This is a genomic window from Halomonas sp. KAO (assembly GCF_015595025.1).
GTDB lineage: Bacteria > Pseudomonadota > Gammaproteobacteria > Pseudomonadales > Halomonadaceae > Halomonas.
Window position 1 is genome coordinate 66,619 of sequence record NZ_JADNRL010000037.1, and the last position, 26,167, is coordinate 92,785.

Consider the following 26,167-nt stretch of genomic DNA (forward strand, 5'->3'; position numbering starts at 1 on the left):
TAGTGAAACCGCTCCGCGCCGATGGTAGTGTGGGGCCTCCCCATGCGAGAGTAGGTCATCGTCAGGCACTTATTCAGAAACCCCGGCCCATGGTCGGGGTTTCGTCGTTTTAGGGCCCCCCCATGGAGAGTCCCGGAGTGCCGGCCAAGTCATCGTCAGGCACTTATTTTAAAAAGCCCCGAGCTCATGATGAGCTCGGGGCTTTTTGCGTTTGCGGCGCTGCCAAGGGGGTGTGTTTGCGGCGCTGCCAAGGGGGTGTGGCAGTCCGAGCGGGGGATAGGCGAGGCTGGTAGAATCAGTGTTCGTTTCGTATCACAGCAGGTCGTCATGCAAGCCACTTCTCGCCGCATCGTTACCAATCAGGCGGGGCCGCACCAGGGCCTCGAGACACGCGTGGCGCGTGCCCTGAAGTATCCGTGGCGCAAGCCTGTCGCCGAGCACACCCGCGAAGCCTTCGCATCCGCCGCACGCTGGAGAGAGGCGCGCAGCGACATGCCGCTGATCCTGGATGCCGGTTGCGGGGTGGGAATCTCGACCCGTCGGCTGGCGGGGGCCTTTCCTGATCATGCCGTCATCGGGGTGGATCGTAGCGAGAGCCGGCTGAGTCGGGATCATGGCCCCTTGCCGGAGAACGCCTTGCTGGTCAGGGCCGACCTGGTGGACTTCTGGCGGCTTGTCTTCCAGGCTGGATGGCGGCCGGCTCGTCATTACCTGCTCTACCCAAACCCTTACCCCAAGGCGACACTTCTCAAGCTGCGCTGGCATGGCCATCCGGTCTTCCCGTTTATCCTGGCGCTGGGTGGGCGGCTGGAGTTGCGCTCCAACTGGCGGCTGTATGTCGAGGAGTTTGCGCTGGGGCTCGAGCATGCCACCGGTGCTGCCGCCGAGATCGAAGTGCTGGATCCAGCGGGAGAGTATCTGACGCCCTTCGAGCAGAAATACCACCTTAGTGACCAGCCGCTATGGCGACTAGCACTCGAGTTGCCGTATCGTCCGGAGCTGATTGCGACGGTCTAGGTGGGCAATCCTGAAAGCAATGTGTTGATGGCAAGGAGAGACCGATGCGTTCTTGGCGAGAGCGCCTGACTCATATGGTGCTGTTCGAAGCGTTAGGGCTGGCGATCGTGATCCCGGCAAGCAGCGTGCTGACCGGTCACGATAGCGGCGCCATCGGAGTGCTGGCCGTAGGCCTGGCAAGCGCGGCGATGCTGTGGAATCTGATCTGGAATCGGCTGTTTGATAGCTGGGTACCGACTCGGCGTCGCAGCGTGTGGCAGCGAATCGCTCAGGCGGGCGGCTTTGAGCTGGGGCTGTTGATCATGACGCTGCCGGCGGTGGCGTGGTGGCTGCAGATCGGACTGGTCGAGGCATTCTGGCTGGACCTTGGCTTTATGCTGTTCTTCTTGTGCTACGCGCTGGTCTTCAACACGGCCTTCGATCGCATCATGCACCGCCGGCTGACCCGGGAGAGATGTCGATGAGCTACCTGTATCTGGCCATGGCCATTGTCGCCGAGGTGGTGGGGACTACCGCACTCAAGGCTTCGGAGGGCTTTACCCGGTTGGGGCCGAGTGTGGCTGTGGTGGTGGGCTATGGCCTGGCCTTCTATCTGCTTGCCCTGGTGCTGCGCACCGTGCCTGTGGGAATCGCCTATGCCATCTGGGCGGGGCTGGGCATCGTGCTGGTGACCGTGGCAGGCGTTCTGCTCTATGGTGAAAGGCCGGATCTACCGGCACTGCTGGGTATCGCCATGATCATTGGCGGTGTCGCGGTGATCCAGCTGTTCTCTACCGTCTCTGCCCACTGAAGGCCCACACTCACCCGCTTATGAGCCCTGTCATGCGCTGTTGCCTGCGTCCTGCTGCTGCCCTGCTGTTGCTGTCTCTTATCCTGCCCGCCCACGCATCCGGCTTCGAGACTCTTTCGCGTCTACTCGACAAGGGGTTCCGGATCAGCGCCGAAGCCAGGCTGCTGGATGATGATCGCGTGGTGGCCGCCATAGAGCCGCAGCGCCTGCTGTCCCCCGCGTCGGTCAGCAAGAGCTACCTGGCCGCGGCCGCGCTGGATCGCTGGGGACCACAGCACCGCTTCACCACTCGTCTGATCAGTACACGGGAGCCAGATAATCGCGGGGTCTTGCAGGGCGACCTGATCCTCGAGGGTGGTGGTGACCCGGCACTGACCAGTGAAGACCTCTGGCGTCTGGTGCAGCGTCTTTATCAGACGGGAGTGCGCAGGGTAAACGGCAGACTGCTGGTCAGCCAATGGCGCTTCGGTCCCGTTGAGTGCCTCACCTACGACCGCTGTGAGGCGCGAGAGCGGACTCGTCACGCCTATAGTGCGCTGCTCTCCTCGGCCGGGGTCAACTACGGCAACTGGTGTGTCAATGTGGCACCCGCCGACACGCCCGGAGAGCCGGCCAACGTCACCGGCTGTGATAGCCAGGCGGCCATCCTGGCCATCGACAACGGGGTGGTGACCCGCCCGGACAACAGCGGCACCGAGATCAGCGCGGTGCGCATTACCCGCGATGGCCGCGACGTGATGCAGCTGAGTGGCCAGATCTCCACCAATGCCCATCCTCGCGATATCTATCGGGCCAGCGCCGACCCGGCCGGCCAGATGGCGTTGACGCTGCTGGCGATGCTCGACCAGGCCGGCATCGCCGTGAGTGGCGGGGCGGATACGACCCAGCAGGCACCACCATCCACGGCGACTACGCTGGCCGCCGTGGATGGCAAGCCGCTGCAGGAACTGCTACTGCGCACCATGAACTACTCCAACAATTACATGGCCGATATGCTGGCCCTGAACCTGGTGGCGTCGCCACGCGCTGACCTGCGCTCGGCGGGGGCCGCCATCGAGGCCTTCGTGGCCGGCATTCCCGACCATGGGCCGGTGACTCTGTTCAGCGGGAGTGGACTGACGCCGGAGAATCGCACCTCGGCGCGTGGCGCCAATGCCCTGCTGGATAGTCTTTATCACCGCCCCTCCCTGTTCCCCAGCTTCGTGGCCGCCCTGCAGTCTCCGGACAATGGCGTCATGCGCTTTATTCGGCGTGGCTCCGATACCTTCCAGCGGCATGTGATGCTCAAGACCGGCACCCTCAACCAGCCGGTGACGGTAAGGGCCGTGAGTGGCTATTTCCGCACCGCCAGCGGCCGCTGGGGCGCCTTCAGCGTGCTGATCAACGGCACCGGCAGTACTCCCTACCTGAGCTGGTCCGAGGTCCTGGATCCCCTGGCGATGGATCTCGAGCGCATGATCGATGACCACTGAACGACCCGGTCAACGCGCCAAGGAAAACACAAGGAAGACACGATGAAACCCGGACATACCGGCTGGCGTCATCTGGTGAACTCTACCCGCTACTCGATAAAGGGGCTGAAGGCCGCCTGGCGCCACGAGGCGGCGTTTCGACAGGAACTGGTCCTGTTCCTGCTGCTGCTGCCGCTGGCCGGATGGCTCGGCGATGGGCCGGTGGAGTGGATCCTGCTGCTGGGTAGCGGCCTGGTCGTGCTGAGTGTGGAGCTGCTCAACAGCGCCATCGAGAGCATCGTGGACCGCATCGGCCCCGAGCATCACGAGCTCTCCGGGCGTGCCAAGGATCTGGGGTCTGCCGCCGTCATGATGTCGCTGCTGCTGGCCGGCCTGACCTGGCTGCTGCTGCTGGGTCAGAAACTCTTCGGCTGATACATCGACCCGGCGGGTGCCAGCGGGGGCCTCGCTTCGCTATGCTGGGGGTATTCGCCACCCTGGACGCGAGACGCCGATGCCTCTGCCCGAAGACTTCCTGCCACTGAACGACACTCCCGAACCCCTCAGGGCGCCGCTCGAGCACACCCGGGAGCGGCTCGCCGAGGCGCTGGGGGAGGCCGAACACCTGGCGGAGATGACCGACCGCGACTCCCCCCTGGAAGACTGGCTCGGCCTCGCCGAGCCGCGTCGCGAGCAGCTGGCCCGGGTACTGGCCATATCGGACTTCGTGGCCGAGACGCTGGTGCGCTATCCCGACTGGCTCATGCACCTGGACGCCAGTGGCGAGCTCGATGCCTCTCCGGATCCCGATGTCCTGCGCGGCTGGCTCGAGGAGCGCCTCGAGGAGGTCGAGGACGAAGCCTCCATGCATGCCGTCATTCGGCGCTTTCGTCGCGCGCGCATGGTGGGCATCGTCTGGCGTGACCTGACACGACCCGGGGGTACCGACATGTGGGCCACCTCGGCGGCGGTGTCACGGCTGGCCGAGACCTGCCTGGAGGCAGCGCTGACCTGGCTGGAGACGTTCCTGGAGCCGCGCTGGGGTCGTCCCGCCCTGCGTCGCGACGGCAATGAGCAGCGTCTGGTGGTGCTGGGCATGGGCAAGCTGGGGGCCGGCGAGCTCAACCTCTCCTCGGATATCGACCTGATCTTCGCCTTTCCCGAGAATGGCGAGACCGAAGGCGGGCGCAAGTCCCTCGAGCATCAGGAGTATTTCACCAGGCTGGGTCAGCGCTTGATCGGAGCCCTGGATGCGGTCACCGCCGACGGCTTCGCCTTCCGGGTCGACATGCGCCTGCGCCCTCTGGGCGACGGCGGACCGCTGGTCGGCAGCTTCAACTCGCTCTCCAGCTACTATCAGGACCAGGGGCGCGAGTGGGAGCGCTACGCCATGCTCAAGGCGCGGCCGGTGGCCGGCGATCTGGATGCCGGAGCCGAACTGCTGGCCGGCCTGCGCCCCTTCGTCTATCGCAGGTATCTCGACTTCGGGGCCATCGAGTCGCTGCGTGAACTCAAGGGCATGATCAATCGCGAGGTGAGACGCAAGGGCATGGAGGGCAACATCAAGCTCGGCCCCGGCGGCATCCGCGAGGTGGAGTTCGTGGTTCAGGCCTTTCAGCTGATTCGCGGTGGGCGCGATACCGAGCTGCAGGTGACCTCCTTGAAGACCGCCCTGGAGCGCCTGCCCGAACTGGGGCTGCTGCCCGTCGAGGTGGTCGAGGAGCTGATGCCCGACTATGTCTTCCTGCGCGACCTGGAACATGCGTTGCAGGCCCTGGAGGATCGTCAGACCCAGTGCCTGCCCGACGACGAGCTCGATCGTGAGCGGGTCGCGCTGGCGCTGGGCCTGGAGGGGTGGCCGGCACTGATGGCGTGCCTCGACGAGGTGCGTGGCCGGGTGCGTCATCACTTCGACGCGGTGATCGCCGAGCCCGAGGAGGAGGTGGAGGAGGTTGCCGAGGAGACCGCCGGCGGCACTCCCCTGGAGCAGTGGCGAGCACTGTGGCGAGGCGAGCTCGACGAGGAGGAGGGGGCCGTGCTGCTGGAGGAGGCGGGTTTCAATGACCCCGCCGCGGCGGCACGTCGACTCGGAGCGCTCTATCACTCGCGGCAGGTGCAGGGCATGCAACGCATCGGCTACGAGCGCCTGGAGGCCCTGCTGCCGCTGCTGCTCGATGCCGTCGCCGTGAGCGATGCGCCGGATACCGCCCTGGAGCGCGTGCTGCCACTCATCGAGTCGGTACTGCGGCGCACCGCCTATCTGGCGCTGCTGCGCGAGAACCCCGACGCGCTTGGGCACCTGATGACGCTCTGCTCGGCGAGCCCGTGGATCGCCGAGCAGCTGGCCCGCTACCCGATCCTGCTCGACGAGCTGCTGACGCCCGATACGCTTTACACCCCTGCCGACAAGGCGCGGCTCGCCGATGAGCTGCGCCAATCCCTGGGCCGTATCCCCGAGGAGGACGAGGAGGCTCAGCTGGAGGCCCTGCGCGTCTTCAAGCATGCCCAGACGCTGCATGTGGCCGCATCGGATATCGCCGGGACTCGCCATCTGATGAAGGTGAGCGATTACCTTACCTATATCGCCGAGGTGATCCTCGAGGCGGTGCTGGCCATGGCCTGGAAGCACCTGACCCGCAAGCACGGCTTTCCGCTGCTGGCCGATGGCAGCCGCGCCGATGCGGCGCCGGCCTTCCTGATCGTGGGCTATGGCAAGCTGGGCGGCATCGAGCTGGGCTATGGCTCCGATCTGGATCTGGTGTTTATCCACGATGGCGCTCCCCAGGGTGAGACCGATGGCAAGCGCGTGCTGGACAATGCCATCTTCTACACGCGACTCGGCCAGCGCATCATCCATCTGCTCACCGCGGTGACGCCTGCGGGTACGCTGTTCGATGTGGATATGCGATTGCGCCCCTCGGGCAACTCCGGCCTGCTGGTCACCTCGCTCAAGGCGTACGCCGACTACCAGCGTCGCGAGGCCTGGACCTGGGAGCACCAGGCGCTGGTGCGTGCTCGGGTCGTGGCCGGTGAAGCGCGGCTGGCCGAAGGCTTCGACGGCGTGCGTCGTGAGATTCTGGGGCGTGAGCGTGACGTGGCGCTGCTCCGCGACGAGGTCACCAGGATGCGCCACAAGATGCGCGACCATCTGGGGGGCAAGAGCGGGGAGGGGGAGTTCGACCTCAAGCACGATCCCGGCGGCATGATCGACCTCGAGTTCCTCTGCCAGTACGCCGTGCTGGCCATGGGGCATGAGACCCCGGCACTGCTCGAGTGGAGCGACAACATGCGCATCCTCGAGACGCTGGAGGCCAGCGAGCGCCTGCCGGCCAGGGAGTGCCAGCGCCTGCGGGAGGCCTACCTGGCGCTGCGCAGCGCCGCTCATCGCGCCTCGCTCACCCGTGAGCCGGCACGCGGTCGCGACGAGGCCTTCCAGGATCATCGTCGGGCGGTCATCGAGGCGTGGCAGCGGCTGCTGGAACCTGGCGGGTAAGGGTGCGCCGAGATAGGTAATGCCTCTGGCGTATCAAACGAGTGAAACAAAGCATTATCCAGTCGTTGGCGCAGCTCCTAGCATGGAACCGAAAGTATCTTTCTGGAACCTAGGAGCAAGTTATGACACATCGCCACGCCGGTCGCGTCATCGTCGATTCACTGGCGCTACACGGCGTCGAACGCGTCTTCGTGGTGCCCGGCGAGAGTTATCTCGCCGTGCTCGATGGCCTGCATGACGTCAGCAGCATTGATACCGTGGTCTGTCGTCACGAGGGTGGCGCGGCCTATATGGCAGAAGCCCATGGCAAGCTGACAGGACGGCCCGGCGTGGCGATGGTCACGCGTGGCCCGGGTGCCGCCAACGCCTTCGTGGCCCTGCACACCGCCTGGCAGGATGCCGTGCCCATGGTGCTGTTCGTTGGCTTGATTCCTGTCGCCGACCGAATGCGTGAGTCGTTCCAGGAGTTCGACCCCCACGCCTGGTTCGGTACCCAGTGCAAGCGCGTCTTTGTGCTCGACGAAGCGGAGCGCGCCTCCGAGGTGGTGGCCGAAGCGTTCTTTGCCGCCAGCTCCGGTCGTCCGGGACCCGTGGTGATCGGCCTGCCCGAAGATGTGATTACTCATGAGGTTTCCTCGCGGCTGCATCCGGCGCTTCCGCTTTCCGAGGGGGCCGTATCTAACGCCGAGCTGGAGGCGCTCAAGTCGAGTCTGATGACGGCGCGCAAGCCGCTGCTGTTCGTTGGCGGCCAGCGCTGGACTCCCGAGGCAGCCGCGACGCTGACCCGCTTCGCCGAATGCAACGGTATTCCGGTGGTGCACGACTGGCGCGCTGCCGATCGGGTGCCTTTCGATTCACCGGTCAATTGCGGTGCCTTGGGCTATGGGCGCACGGACATGAGTCTGGCCATGTTCGAGCAGGCCGATCTGTTGATTGCGGTGGGAGCGGTACCGGGCGATGTCCCCACCGAGGGGTTCACCGCGCGTCAAGGCCACGACCGCACCAATATCCTGGTCAATATCGACACCGCGCTGCGCGGTCGCAGCGGCGCCGTCAGTCGTCATATCGTTGCCAGCCCCGTGGCGTTCGCTCAGGCGGTGGACGGCCTCGACCTCGGGCGTCGTGCGGAGTGGGAAGGCTGGCGGGCCGAGGGGCGGGCGGTGCAGGAGGCAACCTCTCTCCTGCCGGCTCCCGAGAGCTTGCCGTCCACGCGTGCCGGGACCGCCCACATGAGTGCAGTGGTGGGTGAGCTGGTCAAGCATCTCCCTGACGACGCCATCTACACCTTTGGTGCCGGTAACCATTGCGCCTGGGCGCAGCGCTTTCTGCCCACGCGCACCTTTCCTAGCCAGCTGAGTACTCGTAATGGATCCATGGGGTACAGCGTGCCGGCCGCCGTGGCGGCTTCCTTGGCGCATCCGGAGCGGCTATGTGTGGTAGTGGCTGGCGACGGCGAGTTCATGATGAACGGCCAGGAAATCGCCACGGCTGTCCAGTACGGCGCCGCCATGCTGATCCTGGTAATGGATAATGGCCAGTACGGCACCATAAGAGCTCATCAGGAAATGCATTTCCCCCATCGCGTTAGCGGTACGGGGCTGGCCAATCCTGATTTCGCCGCGCTTTGCCGAGCCTATGGCGGTCATGGTGAGACCGTGATGTCCAACGATGAAGCGGCAGCTGCGGTAGAACGAGGCCTGCACGCGGTCGTCGAGCTGCGCCGCCCGGCGTTGATTCATGTGATCACCGATTCGCAGCATGACCTGCCCTGAAGGCGATTCCCACAGTCAGTACAAGGAGCCACGCATGACCCAGTATGCCGTGACCAACCCTGCCACCGGCGAGGTAGAAAAAACGTTTCCCACTGCTACCGATGATCAGGTTCGAACGGCGATTGAGGTGGCACATCGTGCCTTCAGCGATTGGCGTCAGAGCGATGTCGCCGCGCGTGCGGCTCTACTCAATCGGGTGGCAGACCTCTATGCCGAGCGTCGAGAGGCACTGGCGGAGATTATCGCGCGAGAAATGGGCAAGCCACTCTTTCAGGGTGGCATCGAGATCGACATTGTAGTCTCCATCTATCGCTACTACGCCGAGCAGGGGCCGAGTCTGCTGGCCGACGAGCCCTTGTCTCCGTCGAGTGGAGGTAGTGCAGTGATACGCAAGCAGGGGCTCGGGGTGCTGCTTGGCATCATGCCCTGGAACTTCCCCTACTATCAGGTGGCTCGCTTCGTTGCCCCCAATTTGATGCTTGGCAATACCATCCTGCTCAAGCATGCGCCGCAGTGTCCGGAGTCGGCGGCGGCCATGGAGCAGATCTTCCGCGATGCCGGTGCGGCCGAGGGCCTCTATGTCAATCTGTATGCCAGCAACGAACAGGCCGCCACAGTGATCGCCGACTCGCGGGTGCAGGGCGTATCGTTGACTGGCTCCGAGCGCGCCGGAGCGGCGGTGGCCGAGATCGCCGGTCGCAATCTCAAGAAGGTGGTTCTCGAGCTTGGGGGGGCCGACCCCTTTATCGTGCTGGAGGATGCCGATCTGGAACTAGCGGTGCAGCAGGCACTGATCGGTCGTTTCGCCAATGCCGGTCAGGCTTGCAACGCGGCCAAGCGGATCCTGGTAGACCGTCGCCTGCATGACGACTTTCTGGACGCTTTCCAGCAGGCAGTGGAGAGCATTGCGGTAGGGGCACCCCAGGATGACGCTACCTTCATGGGGCCGCTCTCCTCCGAGTCAGCCCTCGAGACCCTGGAGGCTCAGGTGCAGGATGCCGTGGCCCAGGGGGCACGTGTCGTGACGGGGGGGCGGCGCCTGGATCGTCCGGGGGCCTGGTATGAGCCTACTCTGCTCACCGATGTGACACCGGAGATGCGTCTGTTTCATGAGGAGCTATTCGGTCCCGTGGCGGTGGTCTATCCGGTGGACGGCGAGGAGGAGGCCGTTCGTCTGGCCAACGACTCTGCTTACGGGTTGGGGGCGGTGATCCACTCTCGGGATATCGAGCGTGCACAGCGTCTCGCGGTTCGTCTCGAGGCGGGAATGGTGCATATCAACGAGGGTCCGGGGTCGGCCGCCGAGTTGCCATTCGGTGGCGTCAAGCGGTCAGGGTTCGGTCGTGAGCTGGGTCCCGATGGCATGGGGGAGTTCGTCAACCGCAAGCTGGTCAAGCTGGCGAGTGGCACCAAGTCATGATCTGACGCCTATTGGCCCATGGCTGGCCGATGTTCATCATACGACAGCGCCTCCTAGGGAAACCGAGGAGGCGCTTCGTTACCACTCACTCAGCTTCTCGCTCTTTGCGATAGTCCCTTCAGGTGTCGATCGAGGGTCGAGCATACCGCTCGGCACAGGCCAGCAGTCGACGGCACGCCTCTATCAACAGCGCTTCGTCGACGGTAAGGCTTAGGCGCACGAAGCCTGCCCCGGAGGGACCAAAGGCTTCGGCGGAGAGCACCGAAACGTCATAATCGTCGAGCAGGGCCTGGCTGAAGGCCTTGGCTGACAGGCCTGTGCGTCGAATGTCCACCAGCAAAAACATGCCTGCTGCGGGGCATACCGCCGACACCAACGAGCTGTCGGCGAGCGACCGGCAGACGGTATCGCGGCGTGCACGATAGGCGGCCTTCATCTCCTCGAGTGCCGCCGGTGGCCGGCGTAGCGCCTCCAGCGCCGCATCCTGGAGAAAGCTTGGGCAACCGTAGAGCATGCACAGCGAGAGGTTGAAGAGGTGGCCGATCAGTCCATGCGGCGCCATCACCCAGCCCAGGCGCCAGCCGGTCATGGCATGGGACTTGGAGAGGCTGTTCACCACCACGGTGCGCTTCGCCATGTCGGGCAGGGTGGCAGGGCATAGATGCTCGCCATCGAAGACCAGATCGGCATAGACCTCGTCCGACACCAGCCATAGGTCGTGGCGATGACACAGCTCGGCGATACCCTCCCAGGTCGCGCGGTCGATGATCTGACCGCTGGGGTTGTGGGGGCTGTTGAGCATCAGCGCCTTGGTGCGGGGAGTGATGGCCGCCTCCAGCGCCTCCAGACGAAGCCGGAAGTCATCGTCGGGGCTCAGGGGCACCTGGCTGATACGCGCTCCCGTGGCCTTGATGGCCGCCTCATAGGTGACGTAGGTGGGTTCGGGGACCACCACCTCATCCTCGGGGTCGAGCAGGCACTGGGCCACGGCATAGAGCCCACACTGGGCGCCGTGCAGCACGATCACGTTCTCGGCGACGACGTCACTCACGCCGAGTTCGCGATATTGTGCGGCGATGGCCTGTCGCAGGGCTAGCTTGCCCTGCATGTCGGGGTAGTGGGTGTGTCCGGCGCGGAGGCTCTCCACCGCGCTCTCGACGATCGGAGCTGGGGTGTCGAAATCGGGATCGCCGACCGAGAGGATGGTCACATCCTCGCCGCGGGCGCGGCGTTGCAGCGCCTGTATATGGATATCCCAGGCAGCCGAGCCTTCACCGGCGATGCGCTGTGTGAGTCGGGAATAGTTCAAGGAAACCTCCGTCGCGAATTAGTGAGGAGTGTCATCACCGCCCGAAAGGCCGGTGTTGCCGAGTGCCTCGACCCGTCGACAGAGCGTGTCAAAGCGCGATGATTCGAGGCCGATAAGCACCAGCCGGGACTCGTTGGCCGGGCGTAGTGCCGACTGCCACCGGGCCTGTCCGCCGCTGAACTGCAGCAGTCGGGGATGGGCATGTCCGCGGCAGCGCATAAACCCCTTGGCCCGCGTCAGCACGTCGGCGTGCGCTTCGAGGAGCCGTGTAAGTTCATCGGCCTCCACCTCGCCAGCAGGTGACAGTGTGACGCTGCGCCATGGATGCCCCTGGCCCCGGGGGGCGGGGGCAAAGCGTGGCGGGGGGGGCGCGGCTTGTGGCTTGGGCGCCCCTTCCGGTGCAGCCAGCTCGAGCCGTACGGCGCCAGGGTTGAGGGAGTCGATCAGGCGGTCGACCTTGGCGCGGTGCTCCGGGTCATCCACCGTCCGGTTGAGCAGCAGCCGGTTGGCAGCGGCGACCTGCTCTCGCCAGGCCGTTCCGATCTGAGGGTGGTCGGCATTGGTGAGTGCCTGGCTGGAATCGATCAGACAGACGACGTCGGCCAGATAAAGCCGTGATGAGATGCGCGCAATATCGGCGATGCGCGCCGGGTTGGCGACGCCGCTGGCCTCGATGTAGATCGCCGTGGGTGGCGGGGTAAAGCGTAGTGCCTCGGCGAGCTGTTCGGCGAGGGTGCCCCCCAGGGTGCAGCAGATACAGCCGTTGGTCAGGCTGATCACGCGGTCGTCCTGATAGTCGATCAGGGCGCTGTCGATATTGATGTCGCCGAAGTCGTTGACCAGGATCAGCGAGCCGGCCGGCAGGCCGGCCTGAATCAGGGCGTTAAGGTAACTGGTCTTGCCCGCGCCAAGAAAACCGCCGATCACCGTCATGGGGATCGGCGTCGCCGCCGCCTCGGCCTCAGGCCTCATGGACCCGGCCTCCCAGCATCGTGGCCACCACGCCTACCTCGGCTAGCGCCTCCCCGTCTCCGGCCAGGGGGTCGCGATCGAGTACCGCCATATCGGCATACTTGCCCATCTCCAGGCTACCGACCAGGTGATCCAGCTTCAGCGTATAGGCCGCTCCCAGAGTCACCGCTTCCAGTGCCTGAGGGACGTCGATTCGCTCGAAGGGCCCCAACAGCTGGCCGGAAGCGGTCTTGCGGGTGCAGGCCACATGAGCGGTGAACAGCGGCCCCAGCGGGGTGACCGGGGCATCGCTGTGAATCGCCAGTGGAATGCCGTGGCGAAGCACCGAGGCGGCAGGGTTGAGCCGCTGAGCCCGCTCCCAGCCAAGCACGGTGTCGGCATGGACGTCACCCCAGTAATAGAGGTGGTTGGTGAGCAGGTTCATGCACACCCCGAGCGCCTTGGCGCGGCGCATCTGGGCCTGGTCGGCAACCTGGCAGTGGTGCAGGGTATGGCGATGGTCGAGGCGTGGCCACAGTTCCAGTGCCTCCTGGAGGCAATCGAGGATCAGCTCCACGGCTTCATCGCCATTGGTGTGGATCTGCAGGTGGACGCCTGCCTGGTGATAGGCCTGAATCACACGCCGTAGTTCCTCTGGAGAAGCATTCCAGGCGCCGTTGGGCATCCCGTTATGGTAGTGGGGCCACTTCATGCGGCAGGTGAAGGCGGGCATGGAGCCATCACTCATCACCTTGGCCAGACCGAAGTGAAGTCGCGGATTGCTCTTCTCGCAACAGGCGGCGAGCCGTTCGATACCCTCATCGATGGGACGGCCGAGGGTGCTCATCGCCGGCACCAGGCGTAGCGGGAAGTCATCTTCCTGGGTCACCGTCTCCAGTGCCTGGATGCCCTCGTCGGTGAGGGGATTGAAGAGGTCAGTGGCGGTGGTGACCCCTGCCTGAGTCGCCGCGCGGCCGAAGCGGCGCAGAGTGTCGGGCTGAGAGACGATATCGAAGACGTTGATGCCAAGACTCTCGTGGATGGCGTGCATGGCCGCCATCTCCTTGATCGAGCCGGTGGGGTTGCCCTGGTCATCGAGCAGGACACCTTCAATATGCGTATGCCGATCCAGTCCAGCCCGCTCGATCATGGCGCTGTTGACGGTCATGGCATGGAAGGAAAGATGCACGATCACAACCGGGCGATCGCTGACGGCGGTGTCCAGCGCGTGGCGGTCGACGACTTGGTCGCCGAAGAAGATAGGATCGAAGCCCCAGGCGATGATCGGCTCTCCGGCCGGCATGGCGTCGGCGGCGGCACGCAGCCTCGCCTGCATGGCGGCCGTGTCCTGAATGCCCTGCCACAGGGTGCCTTCCGGATCGCGACGAGGATAGTAGCCCAGATAGAGGTACTGCCAGAGGGCGCCCTCGTGGGCGTGGCTGTGCCCCTCCACCATGCCTGGCATGATCACCCTGTCGGCGAAGCGGTCGTCATGTTGCATATCACCCTGATGGCGCGCCAGCTCGGCCATGCTCTCGGCATTGCCTACCGCCAGAATGCGACCGTCGCACACCGCGATATGCGTCGCTTCGGGTAGCGACGGGTTCATGGTAATGATCTTCCTGGCACTGAACACCGTGGTGGTCATGGTGATACCTTGTTGTTGAAGAGTGGAGCTTGGATGGCTTCGATTATTGGGAAGGGGGGCGGCAAAGTATAATGTTGAACACACATCCCACCATGCGCCGGAGTTATCGCCGTGAGAATTGAAATCCGACAGCTCAAGGCCTTTATCGTCGTGGCCGACAAGCTGCACTTCGGTCAGGCGGCGACGGCGCTGCATCTAACCCAGCCGGCCCTCAGTCGAACCATTCAGCAGCTGGAGGAGGCTATCGGTGAACCCTTGCTGATACGCAGCAATCGCAGCGTATCCCTGACCGAGGCGGGACGGGTCTTCCTGGACAAGGCGCAGCGTATCGTCGAGGAGCTCGATGATGCCGTTGAGTTGACTCGTCAGGCCGGCAGTGGGGAGCAGGGGCGTTTACGGATCGGCTACACCGATATGGCGTTGCTAGGGTGCCTTCCCGAGGTGGTACAGGCCTTTCGAGAGCGTTATCCGGGCGTCGATGTGGAATTCATCTACGAGCCCAATGCTCCACAGCTGCAGCGACTCGAGGACGGCAAGCTCGACGTCGCCTTTGTTTCCGGGACCATGCAGATCGAAGGTTTCGATGCTCGCGTCGTCCAGAAGGAGCGCTTCGTGGCTCTGTTGCCTCCCAACCACCCCCTGGCCGAAAAGACGGAGATCGCGCTTGCCGATCTCAAGAATGAGCCCTACGTGATCGGTAATCGACGCAACTGGCGTGACTATCGCCGCCATCTCGATGCGATCTTCCTGGAGCACGGCTTCGAGCCAAGGGTGGCCCAGGAGGCGTTCAACAGCCAGGCGGTATTTGCCTTCGTGGCGGCAGGCATGGGGGTCAGCATCCATATCGAGTCGGCGCGGCGCTGGATCGGCGATCGAGTGATCGTACGACCACTTAGCGATGTCACCGCGACCTTCCATACCTCGGCGGTATGGCGATGCGAGCGTGATTCACCGCTCCAGCGCCATTTTCTGGAGCACCTTTATCATCGCCTCGAGCGCTGAATGCCGGGCTTGCGCCCGGCAATGTTGGCTCAGTCGAAGTCTGTGGCCGGGGCAAGCGGAGCGCGACGCGCATCGAGCAGCATGATGCCGGCCAGCATCAGCGCCGATGCAGGCACTCCGACAAACACTGGACTCCAGCCACCGGGCTCGCCCAGCAGCTGCCAGGCCATCGCCACCACCAGACCGGCCCACATGGCACAGGCGCCCGCGCGTCGGCTGGGGCGTGTCCACAGCACGCCAAGAAGAAGCGGCACCAGCAGGCTTGATACCAGGATTGCCGACCCCGTGATCCATAGCTGTATCAGCCGCGGTACCGCCAGCGCCAACAGCAGCGAGATCAGGGCCATGACGATGACCGCGCCCCGGCTGCACATCAGCAGCTGACGGTCGCTGGCGCCCCGAAAGTGGGGTTGAACGAAGTCGCTGACCAGCGTGGAGGCGCCGGCGATGAAGTAGGAGTCGGCACAGGAGACCACGGTGGCCATCAGCGTGATCAGCATCAGGGCAAAGAACCAGAAGGGCATCGCTTCCTGTATGACATGGTAATAGATCATCGCTGGCGGTTCGGCGACGATGCCCAAGCCTATCTTGGCAAAGACGCCGGTCAGCACCACTACCAAGCCGGTGATCAGTACTAGCACCACCGACCACCAGTAAGCCTTGATCGTGGTGCGCAGATCCCGGGCGGCCCAGATGCGTGACCAGAAGTCCTGGCGTACCAGCACGGCAGCGCCCAGGGTCAGCATGAACAGGGCGATCTTATAGGTCGAGATATTGCTCAAGGTAAGCAGCGCCCGTTGACCGCTGTCCCCGGCCTTGGTGACTATCTCTCCCCAGCCACCGGACATCACATAGATGGCAGCAAACAGCGACACGATGCCAATGGTCTGTATGGTGCCCTGCACCGCATCGGACCATACGACCGAGGTGAAGCCGCCCAGATAGGTCTTGAGGGTGAGAAAGGCACAGGCGATCAGGATGCCATGCGTCGTCTCGAGGCCGAACAGTAGCCTGAGAATGGTCGCGAGGGCCACGAACTGCATGCCGGTCAGCGCCGAGATCGCCACCAGGTTGGCAATCGAAGCCGGGTAACGGGCCAGTGGGCCGAAGCGCACTGCAGCGTAGTCGCCTACGGTGAAGAGCTCATGCTTATCACCTACCTGGCGCAGGCGTCGGACGAAGAAGGCCGTCAGGATGGCCAGTACACCGATCAGCGGGAATAGCATCCACATCTGACTGATGCCGATACGATAGGCATCGGCCATTAGTCCCAGCAACATGGCGCCGCCGATAGAGGTGCCAAGAATCGTCAGTATCATCGGCACCAGTGGTATGGAGCGCCCGGCCACGTTGTAGCCGGCGAAGGTCTTCACCTTGCGATAGAAGTAGTAGGCGTAGAGCAGGATGAAGGTCGCATAGACGCCTGTCAGCGCCACGACGGCAGGGAGCTGGTGGTCGGGAATCAGCATCTCGACTTCCTCTGAGTGTTATTGGAGGTGAAACGTCGTTATGGCATTGATGCTATGTCCGGGAGAGTCGCTCCGGACAATGCCGTTTCGCTTTCATGCGATGCGTGAGGTGCATGGTAGCGAGCGATAGAGTCTCTGCCGGCGGTAGGTAATGGGAGCGCCGAATCAGGAACTGACCGATAGCCGTGCTCGATCTCGCTGGTGGACATGCGCCTTGAAGCGACGGTGCTCATCGCGAATAACGGGAGCAAGGACGATCAGCCCGATGATGTTGGGAATGCAGATCAGCACCACTAGGGAGTCCATGAGTCCGACGATCAGGTCCAGACTGACCAGAGAGCCGCTGACGGTCAGCGACAGGAAGACAATCAGATAAGTGGCTTTCACCCGCTTGCGATAGCCGAAAAGCATTTCACTGGCCTGGAGACCGTAGTAGCAGGAGACCAGAATGGTGGAGAAAGCGAATAGAGTCACCGACACCGCCAGTATCAGTGGGAACCAGGGCAGTACAGTGGCGTAAGCTGCCGAGGTCATCTCGATGCCATTCAGCCCTTCTTCCAGGTAGGTGCCAGTGACGACGATGACCAGGGCCGTCAGAGTGCAGATCACGACGGTATCGATGAAGGGCTCCAATAGAGCGACGTGACCTTCGGCGGCCGGGAAGCGGGTTCGGGCAGTTGCGTGGGCAATTGCCGAGGTTCCCATGCCGGCCTCGCTCGAGATCATGGCCCGAATAAAGCCCTGGGTAATAGCGCCCCAGAGGCCACCGGTGACGCTGTCGGTATCAAAGGCCGAAGTCAGGATCGTCATCATCGCCTGGGGAAGCTGGGCGTAGTTGGCTATCAGAATTATCAGCGCCGCGGTGACGTAGAGGAGCGACATGGCTGGCAGTAGCTTCTCGGTGGTCTGAGCGATGCTCTGCATGCCGCCGATGACGATACCGCCCACGAAGCCTGCTATCACCGTGCCGAACAGCCAGGCGTTCTCGTCGAAGAAGCTACCTGCTCCACCGGTCACCGTCACGACCTGAGTGTAAACCTGATTCACCTGGTACATGTTGGTGGAGACAAATGAGGCCAGCATGATGGCTAGTGCAATGAAGCTCGCGAGTGCAGCCCCCAGTCGTGGCCAGCCACGCTCGCCAAGGCCTCGCTTGAGATAGTACATGGGGCCGCCGGAGACGGTGCCATCGGCGTGCACGGTGCGATATTTCACCCCCAGAGTGCATTCGGCATATTTTGTCGCCATGCCGAGAAAGCCCGCCACCATCATCCAAAGAACAGCGCCGGGGCCGCCAATGGCAATGGCAATCGCCACGCCCGAGATATTGCCGAGTCCAACGGTAACCGACAGTGCTGAAGTCAGCGCCTGAAAGTGGCTGACTTCGCCGGGGGCGTCGGGGTCGTTGAACTCTCCTCGTAGCAGACGCAGTGCCAAAGGCAGCGAACGGAACTGCTGGAAGCCGAAACGAACGGTGCAGAAGAGGGCACCTGCAATCAGCCAAAGCACAATAATAGGCACGGAGTTGCCGGCGATAGGCACGCTGGTGAATACAATGCCCATGAAACCATAGACTAGCGTTTCGGCAAGGCCGATAAGAGATTCGGTTACCATGCGGCAGACACCTTGTTGACTTTGTTCTGGCGAGCGATGAAGTGCGCTTGCACATTGCAGGCTGGGCTCACTTACCTTATGAGCCTATCGAGCCGAGAAAGGCGCGCACAATAACGCTGGCAGTGATTGGCGATGCCGTTTTCTGATGGTGCGATGCCGTCCGCTAATGATGACCACAAAACCGAATAATGGCAGTATGTTAGAGTGATAGTGGGAAACGACTTCGTGGCCGCTTCGCGTCGAGGTGGTGTAATGAAAAACTGGGGGCGTGCGTCCCCATGCGCCTGGAGAAAATGTGATGCGACACAATAAGGCACTGGTGCTGCATGGCCCCAATCTCAACCTGCTGGGCACCCGCCAGCCCGAGGTCTATGGCCATGAGACCCTGGATGGCATCAATAACACGCTCCATGAACAGGCGGCGCAGGGGGGCTGGGAAATCACCTGTCGGCAGAGCAATCATGAGGGGGAGCTGATCGACTGGATCCAGGCGGCGCGCCTGGACGGCACCGCGGCGATCATCATCAACCCGGCGGCCTATACCCACACCTCGGTGGCGATCCTCGATGCCCTGAACGCCTTCGACGGCCGGGTCATCGAGGTCCACCTCTCCAACGTGCACCGGCGCGAGAGTTTCCGCCACCACTCCTATGTCTCGCTGCGTGCCGATGGTGTGATTGCGGGGTTGGGGAGCCAGGGCTATCGCGCCGCCCTGGAGGCGGTGATGCAGTCGAACTAGGTGACTAGATGGGCAGCAGGCCGACCTGGGTCAGCAGCCAGATCGACAGGCTGATGGTGAGGAAGGAGGCCAGGGTGCCGACCATCAGTGCGGCGGCACTGGTATCGCCCTGGTCGAACTGCTTGCCGAACAGCGGATAGACGCTGATCATCGGCGCGCAGGCGAACAGCAGGCCGCCCGCAATCATCATCGGGTCTGGCTCGGGAAGCAGTAGCAAGAAGGCCAGCACCGCCAGGGGGTGCAGCAGCAGCTTGCCGATCACTATCTGCCCCATATTGGCCGCCATGCCACGCACCTTCAGGCCATGCAGCATGCCACCGATGGTGAACAAGGCAGCCGGCCCAGCCGCCTCGGCGAGCATATCGATGGCCTTGGCAAGTGGGGTGGGCAGCTGCCAGCCGGTCAGGGCCAGCACCATGCCTGTCAGCAGGCCGATCAATACCGGGTTACGGGAGAGCCTGACGAGTGTCTTGCGCACTATCTGGGTGAGCCCTCCCCCATCATGACGGCTGGCCTCAGCCAGGGTGAGGGCCATAGGAATGATCAGCAGGGTTTCCACGACCATGTTCAGCGCCATGAAGATCGCCGCCGGTGGGCCGATGACCATCACCGCAACCGGATAGCCGATAAAGCCGCTATTGGCCGCCGACATGCCCAGGGCGTGAATGGCCGCGGCATCCAGCGCATGGCCGCGCCAGCGCGCCAGGGCGATCCCCACGGCGAAAACCAGTAACGATCCAAGGCCATAGGCCAGCAGGTAGCCGATATTCAAGGCTTCTTCGAGCGGGGTGGCGGTCAGGGCTCGAATCAGCAGCGAGGGCAGCGCGAAGAACATCACGAAGGTGGCGATGCCCTGCATATTGTCGCGACTCAGCACTTCGGAAAACGCCGCCAGGAAGCCGGCACCGATCAAGATAAAGATCGGAAGCGTGATCGTCAGAATCTCCAGCATGAGGCCTTCCTTGGCAGATCAGCTGATGGTAGTGCGAATCTCTTGCGCCTTCTGCTGTAGCAGCGGCAGATACTCTTGTATCAGGGTGTCGTGATCGATACGGGCGGCATTGGTGCTGATATTGATGGCGCCCAGTAGCTTGCCATTGGCATCGAAGGCGGGAACCGCCAGTGAGCGTAGCCCGGAGTCGAGCTCCTGGTCGGCGATGGCGTAGCCCAGGCGGCGAACCTCGAGGATACAGCGCTTCAGTTCTCCCTTGTCGGTGATGGTCTTGTCGGTATGTTTCTCCAGCGTGACTCGGGCGAGCCAGGCATCCAGCTCCGCCTCGGGTAGCTGGGCCAGCAGCACACGGCCCATCGAGGTATGGGCCGCGGGCAGCCGGGTACCTACCGAGAGCGTGATGGCCATCAGTCGATGTGGTGAAGAGGATCGGGCGACGTAAGTTATCGCCTCTCCGTCGAGTACACCCAGCGAGGAGGATTCACCGCACTGCTGGGTGATATCTTCGAGCACCTGCTGGATCACGCTGCGGTAGTTGTTGCTGGACAGAAAGGCGTAGCCGAGTTGCAGTACCCTGGGGGCCAGTTCGAAGTTTCGCCCCTGCTTGCTGATATAGCCCAGGGCATGGAGGGTCAGCAGGAAGCGCCGGGCGCGGGCGCGGTTCATGCCGGTACGCGCGGCGACCTCGCTGAGCGTCATGCGGGGGTGAGCATCGTCGAAGGCCAGGATTACCTCCAGCCCGCTGGCCAGGGCGGTGACAAAGTCGCGGTCGTCGGGGCTTAGCACGTCTTCCTTGGGTGTCATATTCGCTCCATCCATGCGCCATGCTGGGTTGCTCGAGGTCGATCTCCAATCTAGCATAATGTTCGAATCGCGAACATGTGTGCGTGGTTGGGCTTTAGTCGATTGGCCAGGCTATATCGGCCAGGGCCTATTCCGAACAGACCCGATCCGAACGATATCGAGAGACCACTATGCCTGCCTCCCTGCTGCAGCACCCCTTTATGAGCCAAACCGCACTGAGCCAGTGCAATGCCCAGGCCATGGTGGAGGCCATGCTGGCCTTCGAGCTGGGCCTCGCCGAGGTTCAGGAGGCCCGCGGTGCCGTGCCAGTCCGTGCCAGCCGTTCCATGCGCGAGAGCCTCGAGGCGCATGTCTTCGATAGCGAGGCGATCGCTGCCGGCATCGCCAGCGGTGGCAATGCGGCCATTCCCTTCGTCAAGCAGGCACGGTCGGCACTGCCCGATGACCTCAGGCGCTACTTCCATCAGGGAGCCACCAGTCAGGACGTGGTAGATAGCGCCTTGATGCTGCTGCTCAAGCCGCGCCTGGCGGCGTTGGAGTCTCTGCTGGTGCGATGCCGCAGTGCCGCCATCTCGCTGATGGAGACCCATGCCGGCACGGTGATGGTGGGACGAACGCTGATGCAACAGGCGCTGCCGATCACCTTCGGGGTCAAGGTGGCCCACTGGGCGGTCGGGCTGGAACAGGCGCGTCGCCGTCTGGCGGCAATCGAACTACCGGTACAGTTCGGCGGGGCAGTGGGCGTGCACTCCGGTTTGGAAGGGGCTGGCGGGGACAATCTGGGGCTCGCCTTTATGGATGCCCTCGCAGGACGGCTGGGGCTCGATGTTTCAATACTGCCCTGGCATACCGACCGTCAACCAGTCCACGCCTTGGGTACCGCCCTGGATGCGGTGGCCGGAGCCGCCGAGAAACTAGCCCTGGATGTGTCGCTGCTGACCCAGACAGAGGTCGGCGAGGTCGCCGAGCCTTCGGCTCCAGGCATGGGGGAGTCCTCCTCCATGCCCCACAAGCGCAATCCAGTGCGCTGCGCGTTGATTCGCGGTGCGGCCCGCCAGGTGCATGGTCATACCACGGTGTTGCTCAACGCCGCCGCCCAGCCGCTGGAACGGGGGCTGGGAGAGTGGCATGCCGAATGGTCACCGCTGATCGATAGCGCCCTGTTGCTGGAGGGGGCGCTGGAGCAGGCGGCAGTGCTGCTCGAGGGCCTGGAGGTGCATCCCGAGGCGATGCGGCGCAATCTGGCGGTAACGGGTGGGGGCATCATGGCTGAGCCGGTCGCCAAGCTGCTGGCGCCGACCTTGGGGCCCGATGTTGCCAAGCGGATCAGTGCCGAGGCCGCCGAAACAGCGCGTCTTCAAGGCACTGCCTATGCCGACGCCATTAATTGCCACCCCGAGGTCCAGGGTCGACTGGAAGCCGAGACGGTCGCCCGGGCAACGAATCCCGCCTTGTACCTTGGTAGCAGCAGGGATCAGGTACAGCGTGCCAGGAACTGGTTGATTGATGGTTAAGTTTATGAAAATAAATGGAAAATAATCGTTATCTATGAGGGAGGCAGTGCCTCCCTCGTGTGATTTAAATGGTAGCCAAATTGACGATATGGGTAATGGCGGAGTAGATTGTTCGTATCACAAATCAAAGTTCGCTTGGCGAACTTTAGCAAGAGAAACCGCCAGGAGAAAACCCATGGCTGAGTTCCTGAGCCTGCATGATGCGGTGGCGCGTTACGTCGAGGACGGCGCTACCGTGGCCATGGAGGGCTTTACCCATCTGATTCCCTTCGCCGCGGGCCACGAAGTGATCCGCCAGAAGAAACGTGACCTGACCCTGATCCGCATGACGCCCGATCTGGTCTATGACCAGCTGATCGGCGCCGGCTGCGCCAAGAAGGTGATCTTCTCCTGGGGCGGTAACCCCGGGGTGGGCTCCCTGCATCGCCTGCGTGACGCGGTAGAAAAGGGCTGGCCCCACAAGGTCGAGATTCTCGAGCATAGCCATGCCGCCATGGCCTGCGCCTTCGAGGCCGGTGCGGCGGGGCTGCCCCTGGCCGTGTTGCGCGGCTATGTAGGCAGTGAACTGCCGAGCGTCAATGACCAGATCAAGTTTATCGAGTGCCCCTTTACCGGCGAGCGGCTGGCCGCGGTACCCTCGGTGCGTCCGGACGTCTCCATCGTGCATGCTCAGAAGGCCGATCGCGCCGGCAACGTGCTGGTGGAAGGCATCGTCGGCGTCCAGAAGGAGGCGGTGCTGGCCGCCAGGAAGAGTATCGTCACCGTCGAGGAGGTCGTGGAGGATCTGCGCAGCGAGCCGGGCTACCATCCCAACGCCTGTATCCTTCCCGGCTGGGCCATCGACGCCATCGCCGTGGCCGAGCGGGGCTCGCTGCCCTCCTATGCCCATGGTTACTACCCGCGCAACAACGCCTTCTACAAGGAGTGGGATGCCATCGCCAGGGATCGCGACACCTTCACGGCCTGGATCGAAGAGAATGTCATGAACGCAGGAGGAAACGCCTGATGAGTGCCGCCGATAAGCGTCTGGACTACACCTCTTCCGAGATGATGACAGTGACTGCGGCCCGTGCCCTGGAGAACGGCACCACCTGCTTCGTTGGCATTGGCCTGCCCTCAGAGGCAGCCAACCTGGCGCGCCTGACCCACGCCCCTGACGTGGTGCTGATCTATGAGTCCGGGACCCTGCAGACCAAGCCAGATGTGTTGCCGCTCTCCATCGGCGACGGCGAGCTGGCCGAGACGGCCCTGACCACCGTGGCGGTGCCGGAGATGTTTCGCTACTGGCTGCAGGGCGGCAAGATCGATGTGGGTTTTCTAGGCACCGCCCAGATCGATCGCTACTGCAACCTCAACACTACCCTGATCGGCGACTACCGAGAGCCGAAGGTACGCCTGCCGGGTGGCGGGGGGGCGCCGGAGATCGCAACGAATGCCGGTGAAGTGTTTATCACCCTGAAGCACTCCAAGCGTGCCTTCGTGGACGAGGTCGACTTCGTCACCACGCTGGGCTTCGGCCGCGACGGCAAGGGCCGTGACGGCGTACCCAATATCGGCAAGGGGCCGACTCGGGTGATTACCGACCTCTGTGTGATGAAGCCCGACCCCGAGACCAGAGAATTGGTCGTGGTCTCGCTCCATCCGGGAGTCACCGCCGAGCAGGTCCAGGAAGCCACCGGCTGGGAGATTCGCTTCGCCGAGGTGCTCGAGAGCACCCCCGAGCCCAGCGAGAAGGAGCTCGAGATCCTGCGCGAGCTGAAAGCGCGTACCGAACGAGCCCATGCCGGCCAGTAAGCCGATCAGGAGAGTCACATGACCGACGTATTCCTCTGTCATCCACGCCGCACCGCCGTGGGCCGCTTCGGCGGTACCCTGGCAAGCGTGCGCCCCGACGACATGGCCGCCACCATCTTCAAGGCGGTATTGGCCGAGGCGCCGGGCCTTGAGCCTGCCGCCATCGAAGAGGTCTTCATGGGCTGTGCCAACCAGGCCGGTGAGGACAACCGCAATGTGGCACGCATGTCCGCGTTGCTGGCGGGCCTGCCGACCTCGGTGCCGGGCACCACCCTGAACCGCCTGTGCGGCTCCGGCATGGATGCCGTGGGCACGGCCTTCCGTGCCATCAAGGCCGGCGAGATGGACCTGGCCCTGGCCGGTGGCGTGGAGTCCATGTCCCGCGCTCCCTATGTGATGGGCAAGGCCGACAGCGCCTTCTCCCGGGGGCAGAAGATCGAGGACACCACCATCGGCTGGCGCTTCATCAACCCTCAGATGAAGAGGGCCTATGGCGTGGACTCCATGCCCGAGACCGCCGAGAACGTGGCCGAGCAGTTCAGCATCTCCCGTGAGGACCAGGATGCCTTCGCCCTGCGCTCCCAGCAGAAGGCCGCCGCGGCACAGCAGGCCGGGCGGTTCCAGGAAGAGATTACCGCCATCGAGATCCCGCGCCGCAAGCAGGAGCCGCTGATCTTCGACCAGGATGAGCATCTGCGCGCGACCAGCCTCGAGAAGCTTTCCGGCCTGCCGACTCCCTTTCGTGAGGATGGCAGCGTTACCGCCGGCAATGCCTCCGGTGTCAACGACGGCGCCGCCGCCATGCTGGTGGCAAGTGCCGCCGCAGTCGAGCGGCATGGACTGACGCCCATGGCGAAGATTCTCGGCATGGCCACCGCCGGTGTCGAGCCGCGCATCATGGGCTATGGTCCGGTGCCGGCGGTCAACCGCCTGCTCGAGCGCACCGGCGTGACCCTCGATGAGATCGAGGTGATCGAGCTCAACGAGGCCTTCGCCGCCCAGGCGTTGGCCTGCATGCGCGACCTGGGAATTGCCGACGATGACCCGCGGGTCAATCCCAACGGTGGTGCCATCGCCCTGGGGCACCCGCTGGGCATGTCCGGTGCGCGCCTGTTGCTGACCGCCGCCCATGAGCTGCAGAAGAGCGGCAAGCGCTACGCGCTATGCACCATGTGCGTGGGCGTGGGCCAGGGCATTGCGACCCTGATCGAACGGGTATGACAGGAGGCTTTATATGGCATTTCTGACTATCAACGGGCGCAGCGTCGCCTATCGTCTATTAGGCCCCAAGGCCAACCCGCTGGTCGTGCTGGCCCATCCGCTGGGCATGAGTCAGGCGGTATGGGATGACGTGCTGCCGATGCTGCTGCCGCGCTATCGCGTGCTGACCTGGGACCTGCCCGGCCATGGGGCCAGCCAGGCCTGGGGAGAAGGGGCCATCACGCCTGCCGCACTCGCCGAAGAGGTTCTGGCTCTGGCTAGCCATGCCGGCGCCGAGCGTTTCCACTATGCCGGCACCTCCATCGGAGGTGCGGTGGGCCAGCAGCTGATCGCCGAACATGCAGAGCGCCTGCTTACCGCCACCCTGACCAACACCGGAGCCGTGATCGGCAACGACGAGCTGTGGAACACCCGAGCCGGCCGGGTGCGCCAGGAGGGACTGGCGGCGATGTCCGAGGAGATCGTCCCGCGCTGGTTCGCCCCCGCCTGCTTCGAGGCAGAGCCGGCCCTCAAGGCGGGCTGGTGCACCCAGATGGGGCGCGGTGACGACGAGGCCTACGCCAAGCTCTGCGAGATGCTGGGTCGCGACACCTTCACCGGCAAGCTGTCGGGGAAGGGGGTCAAGGTACAGCTGCTGGGTGGAAGCGAGGACCTGGCCACCCCGCCGGCGACTCTCGAGGCCCTGGCCGAAGAGCTCGATGGCGCTCCTCTGGAGATCCTCGATGGTGTGGGTCATGTGCCCTCCGTGGAGGTTCCGGAGCTGTTTGCCGAGAAGCTGCTGGCGGTGCTGGCCGTGGACCTGGGGGACGTGGGCTCCAGAGGCGTCGACTATGCCACCGGTCTCGCTACTCGCAAACAGGTACTGGGCGAGGAGCATGTGGCACGCTCCACCGCGAATGCCAACAGCCTGGACGCACCCTTCCAGCAGATGATCACCCGCCTGGCCTGGGGGGAGTTGTGGAGCAACGAGGACCTGACCCGTCGCGAGCGCAGCATGATCACCACCGGCATCCTTGCTGCCCTGGGGCGTGAAGAACTGACCCTGCACCTCAAGACGGCGAAGCGTATCGGACTATCCGAGTCGGAGTTGCGCCAGGTGCTGATGCATGTGGCCATCTATGGCGGCGTGCCGGCGGCCAACCACGCCTTTGCACTGGCCAAGGAGCTGGGGTGGGGCGAAACGGCGGAGTGACCCCCGGTCTGCTTC

General features: G+C 63.8%; 22 protein-coding genes. 15 read left to right on the forward strand and 7 right to left on the reverse strand.

What is annotated here, in order from left to right; all coding sequences use genetic code 11:
• Positions 1-327 precede the first annotated feature (327 nt).
• From trmB to IOC61_RS16330, 8 genes are all read left to right on the forward strand, one after another.
• Positions 328-1,017, forward strand: coding sequence for a tRNA (guanine(46)-N(7))-methyltransferase TrmB (trmB, locus tag IOC61_RS16295; RefSeq protein WP_195689787.1), 690 nt, complete (start codon positions 328-330; stop codon positions 1,015-1,017).
• A 44-nt stretch (positions 1,018-1,061) separates the two neighbouring features.
• Positions 1,062-1,481, forward strand: a complete 420-nt coding sequence (locus IOC61_RS16300) for a PACE efflux transporter (protein ID WP_195689788.1) — start codon at positions 1,062-1,064, stop codon at positions 1,479-1,481.
• On the forward strand, positions 1,478-1,807 hold the full coding sequence (locus IOC61_RS16305) for a DMT family transporter (RefSeq protein ID WP_195689789.1): 330 nt from the start codon (positions 1,478-1,480) through the stop codon (positions 1,805-1,807). Before IOC61_RS16300 ends, IOC61_RS16305 begins: the two co-directional genes overlap by 4 nt.
• A 32-nt stretch (positions 1,808-1,839) precedes the next feature.
• Positions 1,840-3,279: a D-alanyl-D-alanine carboxypeptidase/D-alanyl-D-alanine-endopeptidase gene (gene dacB, locus IOC61_RS16310; protein ID WP_195689790.1), complete on the forward strand. Its 1,440-nt coding sequence runs from the start codon at positions 1,840-1,842 to the stop codon at positions 3,277-3,279.
• A 42-nt stretch (positions 3,280-3,321) separates the two neighbouring features.
• On the forward strand, positions 3,322-3,693 hold the full coding sequence (locus tag IOC61_RS16315) for a diacylglycerol kinase (RefSeq protein WP_195689791.1): 372 nt from the start codon (positions 3,322-3,324) through the stop codon (positions 3,691-3,693).
• A gap of 79 nt (positions 3,694-3,772) precedes the next feature.
• Entirely contained in the window at positions 3,773-6,751 is a 2,979-nt protein-coding gene (gene glnE / locus IOC61_RS16320; RefSeq protein WP_195689792.1) for a bifunctional [glutamate--ammonia ligase]-adenylyl-L-tyrosine phosphorylase/[glutamate--ammonia-ligase] adenylyltransferase, read from the forward strand.
• Positions 6,752-6,873: 122 nt separating this feature from the next.
• On the forward strand, positions 6,874-8,523 hold the full coding sequence (locus IOC61_RS16325) for a thiamine pyrophosphate-dependent enzyme (protein WP_195689793.1): 1,650 nt from the start codon (positions 6,874-6,876) through the stop codon (positions 8,521-8,523).
• Between the two features lie 34 nt (positions 8,524-8,557).
• Entirely contained in the window at positions 8,558-9,943 is a 1,386-nt protein-coding gene (locus tag IOC61_RS16330; protein WP_195689794.1) for an NAD-dependent succinate-semialdehyde dehydrogenase, read from the forward strand.
• Positions 9,944-10,061: 118 nt separating this feature from the next.
• On the opposite strand, the gene IOC61_RS16335 is transcribed toward IOC61_RS16330, so the two are convergent.
• The 3 genes from IOC61_RS16335 to IOC61_RS16345 are packed head-to-tail and all read right to left on the reverse strand — an operon-like array spanning position 10,062 to position 13,851.
• Positions 10,062-11,252, reverse strand: a complete 1,191-nt coding sequence (locus IOC61_RS16335) for a pyridoxal phosphate-dependent aminotransferase (protein WP_195689795.1) — start codon at positions 11,250-11,252, stop codon at positions 10,062-10,064.
• 18 nt (positions 11,253-11,270) lie between these two features.
• The gene (locus IOC61_RS16340) at positions 11,271-12,224 is read right to left on the reverse strand and encodes a CobW family GTP-binding protein (RefSeq protein ID WP_195689796.1); all 954 of its coding nucleotides are present in this window, start codon (positions 12,222-12,224) and stop codon (positions 11,271-11,273) included.
• Positions 12,214-13,851, reverse strand: a complete 1,638-nt coding sequence (locus IOC61_RS16345) for an amidohydrolase (RefSeq protein WP_195689797.1) — start codon at positions 13,849-13,851, stop codon at positions 12,214-12,216. Before IOC61_RS16345 ends, IOC61_RS16340 begins: the two co-directional genes overlap by 11 nt.
• A gap of 111 nt (positions 13,852-13,962) precedes the next feature.
• On the opposite strand from IOC61_RS16345, the gene IOC61_RS16350 reads away from it, so the two are divergent.
• Positions 13,963-14,853, forward strand: coding sequence for a LysR family transcriptional regulator (locus IOC61_RS16350; RefSeq protein WP_195689798.1), 891 nt, complete (start codon positions 13,963-13,965; stop codon positions 14,851-14,853).
• Positions 14,854-14,882: 29 nt separating this feature from the next.
• On the opposite strand, the gene IOC61_RS16355 is transcribed toward IOC61_RS16350, so the two are convergent.
• Together IOC61_RS16355 and IOC61_RS16360 are read right to left on the reverse strand one after the other, a co-directional pair.
• Positions 14,883-16,322, reverse strand: coding sequence for a sodium:solute symporter family protein (locus IOC61_RS16355; RefSeq protein ID WP_195689799.1), 1,440 nt, complete (start codon positions 16,320-16,322; stop codon positions 14,883-14,885).
• Between the two features lie 165 nt (positions 16,323-16,487).
• Positions 16,488-17,936: an alanine/glycine:cation symporter family protein gene (locus tag IOC61_RS16360; RefSeq protein ID WP_195689800.1), complete on the reverse strand. Its 1,449-nt coding sequence runs from the start codon at positions 17,934-17,936 to the stop codon at positions 16,488-16,490.
• Positions 17,937-18,234: 298 nt separating this feature from the next.
• On the opposite strand from IOC61_RS16360, the gene aroQ reads away from it, so the two are divergent.
• A complete protein-coding gene (aroQ, locus tag IOC61_RS16365) occupies positions 18,235-18,675 on the forward strand; it encodes a type II 3-dehydroquinate dehydratase (protein ID WP_195689801.1) in 441 nt (146 codons plus the stop codon).
• A gap of 4 nt (positions 18,676-18,679) precedes the next feature.
• Here the strand turns inward: aroQ and IOC61_RS16370 are convergent, their stop codons facing one another.
• Both IOC61_RS16370 and IOC61_RS16375 read right to left on the reverse strand, forming a co-directional pair.
• Complete coding sequence (locus tag IOC61_RS16370) at positions 18,680-19,627, reverse strand: AEC family transporter (protein WP_195689802.1); 948 nt, start codon at positions 19,625-19,627, stop codon at positions 18,680-18,682.
• A gap of 18 nt (positions 19,628-19,645) precedes the next feature.
• A complete protein-coding gene (locus IOC61_RS16375) occupies positions 19,646-20,431 on the reverse strand; it encodes an IclR family transcriptional regulator domain-containing protein (protein WP_195689803.1) in 786 nt (261 codons plus the stop codon).
• A 170-nt stretch (positions 20,432-20,601) separates the two neighbouring features.
• Here IOC61_RS16375 and IOC61_RS16380 point away from each other — a divergent pair, with 170 nt between their 5' ends.
• The 5 genes from IOC61_RS16380 to IOC61_RS16400 all read left to right on the forward strand — a co-directional run bounded on the left by IOC61_RS16380 (position 20,602) and on the right by IOC61_RS16400 (position 26,152).
• On the forward strand, positions 20,602-21,945 hold the full coding sequence (locus IOC61_RS16380) for a class-II fumarase/aspartase family protein (protein ID WP_195689804.1): 1,344 nt from the start codon (positions 20,602-20,604) through the stop codon (positions 21,943-21,945).
• 175 nt (positions 21,946-22,120) lie between these two features.
• Entirely contained in the window at positions 22,121-22,951 is an 831-nt protein-coding gene (locus tag IOC61_RS16385; RefSeq protein ID WP_195689805.1) for a CoA transferase subunit A, read from the forward strand.
• Between the two features lie 20 nt (positions 22,952-22,971).
• Positions 22,972-23,739, forward strand: coding sequence for a CoA-transferase subunit beta (locus IOC61_RS16390; protein WP_311430307.1), 768 nt, complete (start codon positions 22,972-22,974; stop codon positions 23,737-23,739).
• Between the two features lie 18 nt (positions 23,740-23,757).
• A complete protein-coding gene (pcaF, locus tag IOC61_RS16395; protein WP_195689807.1) occupies positions 23,758-24,960 on the forward strand; it encodes a 3-oxoadipyl-CoA thiolase in 1,203 nt (400 codons plus the stop codon).
• A 13-nt stretch (positions 24,961-24,973) separates the two neighbouring features.
• Entirely contained in the window at positions 24,974-26,152 is a 1,179-nt protein-coding gene (locus IOC61_RS16400) for an alpha/beta fold hydrolase (RefSeq protein WP_195689808.1), read from the forward strand.
• Positions 26,153-26,167 lie beyond the last annotated feature (15 nt).

What these genes read in the sequence shown, in the direction of transcription:
- trmB (WP_195689787.1), top strand. Translation starts at nt 328, where the DNA reads ATGCAAGCCACTTCTCGCCGCATCGTTACCAATCAGGCGGGGCCGCAC.
- IOC61_RS16300 (WP_195689788.1), top strand. Translation starts at nt 1,062, where the DNA reads ATGCGTTCTTGGCGAGAGCGCCTGACTCATATGGTGCTGTTCGAAGCG.
- IOC61_RS16305 (WP_195689789.1), top strand. Translation starts at nt 1,478, where the DNA reads ATGAGCTACCTGTATCTGGCCATGGCCATTGTCGCCGAGGTGGTGGGG.
- dacB (WP_195689790.1), top strand. Translation starts at nt 1,840, where the DNA reads ATGCGCTGTTGCCTGCGTCCTGCTGCTGCCCTGCTGTTGCTGTCTCTT.
- IOC61_RS16315 (WP_195689791.1), top strand. Translation starts at nt 3,322, where the DNA reads ATGAAACCCGGACATACCGGCTGGCGTCATCTGGTGAACTCTACCCGC.
- glnE (WP_195689792.1), top strand. Translation starts at nt 3,773, where the DNA reads ATGCCTCTGCCCGAAGACTTCCTGCCACTGAACGACACTCCCGAACCC.
- IOC61_RS16325 (WP_195689793.1), top strand. Translation starts at nt 6,874, where the DNA reads ATGACACATCGCCACGCCGGTCGCGTCATCGTCGATTCACTGGCGCTA.
- IOC61_RS16330 (WP_195689794.1), top strand. Translation starts at nt 8,558, where the DNA reads ATGACCCAGTATGCCGTGACCAACCCTGCCACCGGCGAGGTAGAAAAA.
- IOC61_RS16340 (WP_195689796.1), bottom strand. Translation starts at nt 12,224, where the DNA reads ATGAGGCCTGAGGCCGAGGCGGCGGCGACGCCGATCCCCATGACGGTG.
- IOC61_RS16345 (WP_195689797.1), bottom strand. Translation starts at nt 13,851, where the DNA reads ATGACCACCACGGTGTTCAGTGCCAGGAAGATCATTACCATGAACCCG.
- IOC61_RS16355 (WP_195689799.1), bottom strand. Translation starts at nt 16,322, where the DNA reads ATGCTGATTCCCGACCACCAGCTCCCTGCCGTCGTGGCGCTGACAGGC.
- IOC61_RS16360 (WP_195689800.1), bottom strand. Translation starts at nt 17,936, where the DNA reads ATGGTAACCGAATCTCTTATCGGCCTTGCCGAAACGCTAGTCTATGGT.
- aroQ (WP_195689801.1), top strand. Translation starts at nt 18,235, where the DNA reads ATGCGACACAATAAGGCACTGGTGCTGCATGGCCCCAATCTCAACCTG.
- IOC61_RS16370 (WP_195689802.1), bottom strand. Translation starts at nt 19,627, where the DNA reads ATGCTGGAGATTCTGACGATCACGCTTCCGATCTTTATCTTGATCGGT.
- IOC61_RS16375 (WP_195689803.1), bottom strand. Translation starts at nt 20,431, where the DNA reads ATGACACCCAAGGAAGACGTGCTAAGCCCCGACGACCGCGACTTTGTC.
- IOC61_RS16380 (WP_195689804.1), top strand. Translation starts at nt 20,602, where the DNA reads ATGCCTGCCTCCCTGCTGCAGCACCCCTTTATGAGCCAAACCGCACTG.
- IOC61_RS16385 (WP_195689805.1), top strand. Translation starts at nt 22,121, where the DNA reads ATGGCTGAGTTCCTGAGCCTGCATGATGCGGTGGCGCGTTACGTCGAG.
- pcaF (WP_195689807.1), top strand. Translation starts at nt 23,758, where the DNA reads ATGACCGACGTATTCCTCTGTCATCCACGCCGCACCGCCGTGGGCCGC.
- IOC61_RS16400 (WP_195689808.1), top strand. Translation starts at nt 24,974, where the DNA reads ATGGCATTTCTGACTATCAACGGGCGCAGCGTCGCCTATCGTCTATTA.